The following is a 6,065-nucleotide window of genomic DNA, read 5'->3' as shown; positions in this document are numbered from 1 at the left end:
GGTTTTGGGGGTTAGAGGCATGCTCTCCAGCAGCGGCAGCCGCCGCGAAGGGAAGTTGAGGATATCTCTGTCAAGTTTTTCGGACTCGCAGCCGACCTGGCCGGCCTCAGCAATGTAGAAGCCGCTGTCATTGGACATGGAGAGGTAGAGGGCCCCTTCACCGAGATCAACAACCTGGACATCGAGCGGGATCCTCGCTTTCCCATTCGGGTCACGGTCCAGTTCTACAAAGCCACCGACAATGGCGTGGTCTCTGCTGAAGACATGGCCCAAATCCACCATCAAATTGCCCGCGTCTATCGAGAGGCCGACTATGTGGGCAGCTTGGTGCTTCAGCGGGACACAGGCCGACCTACGGAGTACGACCGTGATGCAGAGACAGAGCGCCCCTTTCCCTTTCCTGGGTGGCCCTAGTATCAGGGCCTACTGCGCATTCTTCCCACAACCTGCAAGCGAGGGGCAGCATCTTCTCGCCCTAGAGTTTCTCTACTACACTGACAACTGACCTGGTGCCAAGAGGAGGGGGTGTCGGCCCGATATCCTCGGCAAGGTCTGGGTCTGTAGAGGCGGTTGCCAAAGTATCCTCTTTTGAGGCGGAGGTGCTTGCCTGTACCAGCTCTTGCCCAAGGCAGTGGGGAGTTTTTCCTGCAACACTATGGCTGACGCAGTTCCCGTTCGGCGCTACGACCTGTTTGTGCAGGCTTCCCGGCTGCTGCAGCGCTACCGGCAGCTCACGCCGGAACTCCGTCCCATAGGGCTAGAGGTGGCTCTGGCCATCCAATATCACCGCGCTCAGGCCGGATCGGGATCCCTCTTGCCTTGGGTGGGATCCCCCCGCGGACTGCCCTTGCAGCAAGTGGCCCAGCGCATTTGCGACCCGTTTTACAGCAAAACCCACCCTCTTTTACCGACCTTGCCCGAAACCGGCGAGCCTTTGGTGTGGCCTCTGTTCAACCAGGGGGAAAACGGTTTGATCCGGCCCCTGGCCCCGAGCAAAGTGGGCGGGAAACTGGCGGAACGGCGTTGGCTCAAAGCCTGCAACAGCCAGGAAGGGATCGGCTGTCATGCCTTGGCGGCCCACTTGTGGCAAGACGAGCGCTTTTTGGCCGAAGACCGGGATCTCTGTCCTTTCCGCCTTTATGATGGGCGCTACCCCTTGAGCGTGGATCAAGGGCGACAGACTTGCGGCTTTGACGATCACCCCTGTGGCTGGCAGCCGGGACACCCCAAAATGTTGCAGGTGGTGGGCAAAGGCAAACAGGCCGAGATCCTGCTCCCCCACTGGACGGATGACATGTGGGCGATGCTCATTCCCTCCCATCGTCCGCTGCCGATTTACCCGCTCTTGGTGATGCTTTACTTTGGCCAGGAAACTTTGCAAAAGGGGCGGAGCAGCCTCTCCATCGAGCAATTTCGTCTGGATTTTCAGTTTAGCCAGTCTCAACTGCGCCTGTTGTTCGACACCCACCCTGAGCACCCCTTGAATCGACACCTGCTTACCTGGGCTCAGCAGCCAGAGGTGGAGTGGGGATCCACAGAACTCTTGCCCCAGATGCCGCCCCTCCTGCATCAACCTGCTGGGGGCAAGGTGGTTTTGGATCCCGATGAGCCGCCCCAGTTCCGCAGCAGTGGGATCCCTCACAGCGCCGGGACAGACCCGCTGATGGCAGAACGCCGCCGTCGACGTCAGTTGGAGCGCAGCGAGCGCCACAACGAGATCTTGCACCAGTTTCGCCGCTGGTTCCGCCTGGCAGGATTGGAAGTCCGGGAGGATCAGCATACCTTTGACTTTTTGGCCGTGGCGGACGGGCATCTGCTTTTGGCCGAAGTGAAGCTCCTGCACCACAAGGATGCGGCAGAGGCTTTGCAGGAAGTGGTGGGACAGTTGCTCTACTACGAGCGCTTTGCCCTTGGCCCCTGGATCGAGCAGGGCTTTTCCGTTCAGAAGGCCGCCGTTTTCGATGGACCGCCGCCGGATCCCTATGTGCGATTTCTAGAAGACCTGGGCATTGCCACCTACTGGATCAACGAGCAGCAGATGATCGATGGGCCAGAAAACTCTTTACGCCTGCTGCGCCAGATGGGGGTGCGGGTACGACCGGATCCCGAATTGGGGGATTAGGAGAAAGGGATCCCCACCTGGGCGCAGATTTGCCCCTGTCGGTCGAACAACGTCACCGCCAACAGCAGGGATCGACCGGCATACTTTCGCACATAGCCTGTGGCTCGCTCCAGGATTTGGCGAGCCAACTCCTGCATCACGGGTGCTGCCCAGCCAAGGCCATCCAGATGGTGCACCGCTGCCTCTACTGTCCGCAACTCCAGCACTTGCCGTGCCTGTTCTGCCGTTCCCCCACGCCGGATCAGGGCTGCCGCCAGAATTTCCAAGCGGGCATCGGCCACGTGGCTGGAAGTGGTGAAGATCCCCCCTGCCATCTTGATCAGCTTGCCGTGGTAGCCGATCAAATGAATGGACTCCGCCCCCCGCAGCGCCGCTTCCACTAGCAACGGCCCTATCCAATTGGCTACTCGCAGGATCTGGTCTTCCGGGATCCCTTGCCCCAGCGCCACCTGCTGCCCATGGCTGCCCACGCAAAAGATCAAATGCTTGTGCCGCTCCAACTTTTGTTGCAGCTCTTGGCGGGCTTGCTCTAAGCTCTCAACACTTGAGGAAGGCTCCACCTCCGCCCGCGTTCCCAACAGGGCCAGCCCTTCCAGCACCCCAAAAGCGGCATTGGAGGTGCGCTCCGCCAGGAGCTTTCCTTCCGGCAAAATGATGCGCACCCGCAGGCGGCAGCCCTCTGGGATCCCGGGCAAAAGATTGATCTCAAACAAACGGCGGGCATAGGCATAAATGGCCGGGCTGCCATCGGTGCGTCGCCCCAGCCCTTCCCCGGCTTCCAAGATCAAGGGGGGATCCTCGGGATCCCTCTCCTCCAACCTCACCCAAGCCCAGACCGGTGTGTCGCGGGTGAGATCCAGGTGGGGGCCGGGATCCGAGCGGGTAATGGCCAGAGCTGTTGTCTTCTCCAAGGCAGCTACCTGCTCCACTGGGATCCGGATCCAAGCCTCAAGGGACCGGGGCTCAGCCTGCACCGCAACAACCAAGCGCCCCCCTTCCTTCTCCAAAGGGATCCCCAGAAGGTGGTGAAGAGCAGCTCTGGCCGAAGCAACGGCGAAAACCGGCAAGGTATAGCCCCGCGGTCGGGATCCCTGAACAGCATCCTGCATCTGCACAGCTTTTTGCTTCGGAAATGGATGACCGGAAAACCAAAATCTCCGGAAAAGGCGCACCTCAATTCTGGCTTGCGAGGGAACCCCTGAGTTTCAGAGAACACCCCCCGGAAGCAATCGTTAAATGATCTGGGGGAAGAAGAGGGGATCCGAAATTTGCCTTTTTCAATGAAGGTAGTCGAAAACTGGGGCAGCTATGAGCGAAGCAGTGCAGCACTACCTTGAGCGTCTGGAGTCGCAAATACAGGAGCTAAAAGCTGCCATCGAGCGGATGCCCGAGCAGGTGGTGGCTGTTCTCCTGGCTACCCAGGAAGCCAAAAAAAACACCCCCGCCCCCTCCCGTTACAGCGTTCTAATCTCAGACTTGGTGGAAGATGGCAGCCACAACTTCCTGCTGGATGATGAACCCACCGTGGTGAGCAACCGCAGCATGGGGCATGAGCTGGCCCCCGAAGCCCAAATACAGCGCCTGAGTGCCCAGTTAACCGCTGCCTACAACCGCATTGCCGCTCTGGAAGAGCAGCTCTTGGCCCAGCGCTTGCAACACTAGACTAAACCACTAAACTGACACTCATCTAGCAAGGCTTCAGCGGGGGGCAGCAGAGGGCTTGCCTTTGCGTTGCACATCCTGCATCTGGAAGCCGTGTTTGCGCAGCTCTTGATCCAGCACCAGCTCGTTTTCCACGTGATCCACAAACAACACGCCGTTGAGGTGGTCGATTTCGTGCTGGATCACCCGCGCCAGCAAATCGTCCGCTCGAAGGGTGCGGGGCCGCCCCGTTTCATCCTTAAACGAAACCACAATCCCTTCTGGGCGCACGACCTCGCAAAACACCCCCGGAATGCTTAGACAACCCTCCTGCCCGGCAACGGCCTCGCCAATGTACTCCCGGATCTCCGGGTTGATCAGCACCAGCGGTGGCACCTCCGGCTTATCGGGATAAAGATCCACCACAATCATGCGCTTGGGAATGCCAACCTGCGGAGCCGCCAGACCAATCCCATCAAAGCTGTACATGGTCTGCAGCATGTCCCGGGCAAGCTGGCGGATCTCGTCGTTGACCTGGCTGATGCGCTTGGCCGGCTGCCGCAGCACCTTGTCCCCCATGCGATAAATGTGCAGGGGCGGATGCTTCAGCTTCACTTTGGGAACGGCAACAGAAAGGGTAGCCACCATCCGGCAGATCTCTTCAGAATAAACAGCAGGTATCGGGTCTGGATCCCCATTCTACATTCAGTCCTGGTTGTGCTGAAACCATTGTTGCCTAGCTCTCCTCTCCCTTTGGAGAGGGGGTAGAGGCTTGTTTGGGATGATCATGGCTCAGGGTTGCCGTCGCCAGCCTCTGGAAGTCGTTGGGCCTGTTGGTCAATTCCCTGCTTAAAGCCCAAGGCCACCAAAATATTGGAGAGGGTGAGAAAAGCCTCTGCCCCTCCATGCAAGGGATCCACATTGGCCAGGGAAGTGCCGTAGTGCATCTGAGCGTACAGCCCTGCCGGGATGCTGACGGCCACAAAAAGCAACAACAGCCAAAATCCAACCAAAGCCAAACGTGGGATCCGGCGCAGCCGCGACAGGAAGAATAAAAAGACCAAGTAAGGGAACAGAGAGAGGGCAAATAAACTGTTCATCGCCTAGTCGGGATCCCCCTCCTGTGCAGGCTCGTCGGCTCTCTCAGCTCGCCAAATGCGGTAGGCAGCCCAAGCCAGGGTACAGTTGCCCAGCAAGGTGAAGCTGGCCTGTGCAGTGACCACCCAGTCTAACTTGGGGTCGTTGTCAAACCAGTGCCAGGTGATTGCGCACATTGCCCCTAACAAAGCAGGCAGCATCGCCCAGCTCAAACTTCGCCATTCGGGCTGGCCCACCCGCTCCCCAAATTGCCACACGAGCACAATAGCAGCGATCCACTCCAAGACGCTGGCAATGTGAATCCACCAGGTGGGAAGCGAAAGGGCGTGCATCAGGCGCTGAGGGAATGACGCAGCAGTTGGCGGTAAGTGGCCTCCTGCAGCAGCATTTGCTTGTGCAGTTTGACCAAAATGTCTTTGGCCTGCTCGGGGCTCATGCGAGAAACCAAGGTCTCGAAAGCCCGCTGGCGAAATTGCTGCTCCAAAGAGAGCCCTAGCGTTTCATCCATCATTATCACCTCAGGGTGCTCAGGTAGAGAGGTCTGCAAAGAGTTCCAACAGCGCAGATCTGGCCAGGTAGTGCAAGCAGGATAATACATATCTTAACAAATCGCAACAACGTGACAAGATGCCGGATCTCGACGTGCCGGAAGGGAGCTTGGCCGAGGCGAGGGCAGAGAACCTCAACCCAGTGGCAGAAAAAGTACAGGCCCGTCAAGTTGGACAAAGGTGCATTTTGGATGGGGAAGGGGGAAGATTTTCCGGCAGGGATCCCTTTACATCCTTTCACGTTGTGCGACTTAGCAAGGCTCCATGATAGAAGTGAAGTACTCTGGAGCTTTGTTGCCACCCTTGCTGATTGGTAACTTACTTTGCTTGAATTGCCATGACCATTTTTGTGGGGAACCTAAACTATAAAGCCTCAACAGAAGAACTGAAAGCTTTCTTCCAGCAGAGGTGGAACGTTAAGTCGGTTACAATCCCGATAGACCGAGAGACAGGTCAGACACGAGGCTTCGCGTTTGTGGATCTGGCAACCGAAGCTGAGGAGGACGAAGCCATCGAGAGCGCGAACGGGCAGGAATTCATGGGCCGGCCTCTGCGTTTGGATCGAGCCAGGCCCCGCCGCCAAGCCTAAGCAAAGATTGTTCAACCCTGGGTTTGCCATTTTGGACAACCAAAGGACTCCGTCCCGCTAACGCGAA

The 6,065-nt window shown here is 58.1% G+C and carries 10 protein-coding genes; 4 read left to right on the top strand and 6 right to left on the bottom strand.

What is annotated here, in order from left to right:
- Positions 1-282 (bottom strand): hypothetical protein (locus NW818_RS08730; RefSeq protein WP_414424330.1); only part of this gene is annotated, 282 nt, incomplete at its 3' end.
- Here NW818_RS08730 and NW818_RS08725 point away from each other — a divergent pair.
- A complete protein-coding gene (locus tag NW818_RS08725) occupies positions 265-414 on the top strand; it encodes a hypothetical protein (RefSeq protein ID WP_414388664.1) in 150 nt (49 codons plus the stop codon). The genes NW818_RS08730 and NW818_RS08725 overlap by 18 nt on opposite strands.
- 241 nt (positions 415-655) lie before the next feature.
- Positions 656-2,122, top strand: coding sequence for a hypothetical protein (locus NW818_RS08720; RefSeq protein WP_011434306.1), 1,467 nt, complete (start codon positions 656-658; stop codon positions 2,120-2,122).
- On the opposite strand, the gene cbiD is transcribed toward NW818_RS08720, so the two are convergent.
- On the bottom strand, positions 2,119-3,231 hold the full coding sequence (gene cbiD, locus NW818_RS08715) for a cobalt-precorrin-5B (C(1))-methyltransferase CbiD (RefSeq protein ID WP_414424329.1): 1,113 nt from the start codon (positions 3,229-3,231) through the stop codon (positions 2,119-2,121). The genes NW818_RS08720 and cbiD overlap by 4 nt on opposite strands.
- A gap of 199 nt (positions 3,232-3,430) precedes the next feature.
- Here cbiD and NW818_RS08710 point away from each other — a divergent pair, with 199 nt between their 5' ends.
- Positions 3,431-3,784, top strand: a complete 354-nt coding sequence (locus tag NW818_RS08710) for a hypothetical protein (RefSeq protein WP_414350209.1) — start codon at positions 3,431-3,433, stop codon at positions 3,782-3,784.
- Positions 3,785-3,820: 36 nt separating this feature from the next.
- Here the strand turns inward: NW818_RS08710 and def are convergent, their stop codons facing one another.
- The 4 genes from def to NW818_RS08690 form a co-directional block, all read right to left on the bottom strand.
- Positions 3,821-4,411 carry a peptide deformylase gene (gene def / locus NW818_RS08705; protein ID WP_414416451.1) on the bottom strand — a complete coding sequence of 197 codons (591 nt, stop codon included), beginning with the start codon at positions 4,409-4,411 and terminating at the stop codon, positions 3,821-3,823.
- 137 nt (positions 4,412-4,548) lie between these two features.
- The gene (locus NW818_RS08700; protein WP_011434312.1) at positions 4,549-4,863 is read right to left on the bottom strand and encodes a DUF3593 domain-containing protein; all 315 of its coding nucleotides are present in this window, start codon (positions 4,861-4,863) and stop codon (positions 4,549-4,551) included.
- A 3-nt stretch (positions 4,864-4,866) separates the two neighbouring features.
- Positions 4,867-5,193 carry a DUF2499 domain-containing protein gene (locus NW818_RS08695; RefSeq protein WP_414424328.1) on the bottom strand — a complete coding sequence of 109 codons (327 nt, stop codon included), beginning with the start codon at positions 5,191-5,193 and terminating at the stop codon, positions 4,867-4,869.
- The gene (locus NW818_RS08690) at positions 5,193-5,369 is read right to left on the bottom strand and encodes an NblA/ycf18 family protein (RefSeq protein WP_414424327.1); all 177 of its coding nucleotides are present in this window, start codon (positions 5,367-5,369) and stop codon (positions 5,193-5,195) included. Before NW818_RS08690 ends, NW818_RS08695 begins: the two co-directional genes overlap by 1 nt.
- Positions 5,370-5,746: 377 nt before the next feature.
- Here NW818_RS08690 and NW818_RS08685 point away from each other — a divergent pair, with 377 nt between their 5' ends.
- Positions 5,747-5,998, top strand: coding sequence for an RNA recognition motif domain-containing protein (locus tag NW818_RS08685; RefSeq protein ID WP_011434316.1), 252 nt, complete (start codon positions 5,747-5,749; stop codon positions 5,996-5,998).
- Positions 5,999-6,065: the final 67 nt, after the last annotated feature.

The sequence above is a fragment of the Synechococcus sp. R6-5 genome (genome assembly GCF_047461775.1).
Lineage (GTDB): Bacteria > Cyanobacteriota > Cyanobacteriia > Thermostichales > Thermostichaceae > Thermostichus.
This window is presented reverse-complemented; position numbering and strand designations above follow the sequence as displayed.

Bases quoted from the DNA above. Each gene is read 5' to 3' on its own strand.
- NW818_RS08695 (WP_414424328.1), bottom strand. From the start codon at position 5,193: ATGCACGCCCTTTCGCTTCCCACCTGGTGGATTCACATTGCCAGCGTC.
- NW818_RS08690 (WP_414424327.1), bottom strand. From the start codon at position 5,369: ATGGATGAAACGCTAGGGCTCTCTTTGGAGCAGCAATTTCGCCAGCGG.
- NW818_RS08685 (WP_011434316.1), top strand. From the start codon at position 5,747: ATGACCATTTTTGTGGGGAACCTAAACTATAAAGCCTCAACAGAAGAA.
- NW818_RS08710 (WP_414350209.1), top strand. From the start codon at position 3,431: ATGAGCGAAGCAGTGCAGCACTACCTTGAGCGTCTGGAGTCGCAAATA.
- NW818_RS08725 (WP_414388664.1), top strand. From the start codon at position 265: ATGGCCCAAATCCACCATCAAATTGCCCGCGTCTATCGAGAGGCCGAC.
- def (WP_414416451.1), bottom strand. From the start codon at position 4,411: ATGGTGGCTACCCTTTCTGTTGCCGTTCCCAAAGTGAAGCTGAAGCAT.
- cbiD (WP_414424329.1), bottom strand. From the start codon at position 3,231: ATGCAGGATGCTGTTCAGGGATCCCGACCGCGGGGCTATACCTTGCCG.
- NW818_RS08720 (WP_011434306.1), top strand. From the start codon at position 656: ATGGCTGACGCAGTTCCCGTTCGGCGCTACGACCTGTTTGTGCAGGCT.
- NW818_RS08700 (WP_011434312.1), bottom strand. From the start codon at position 4,863: ATGAACAGTTTATTTGCCCTCTCTCTGTTCCCTTACTTGGTCTTTTTA.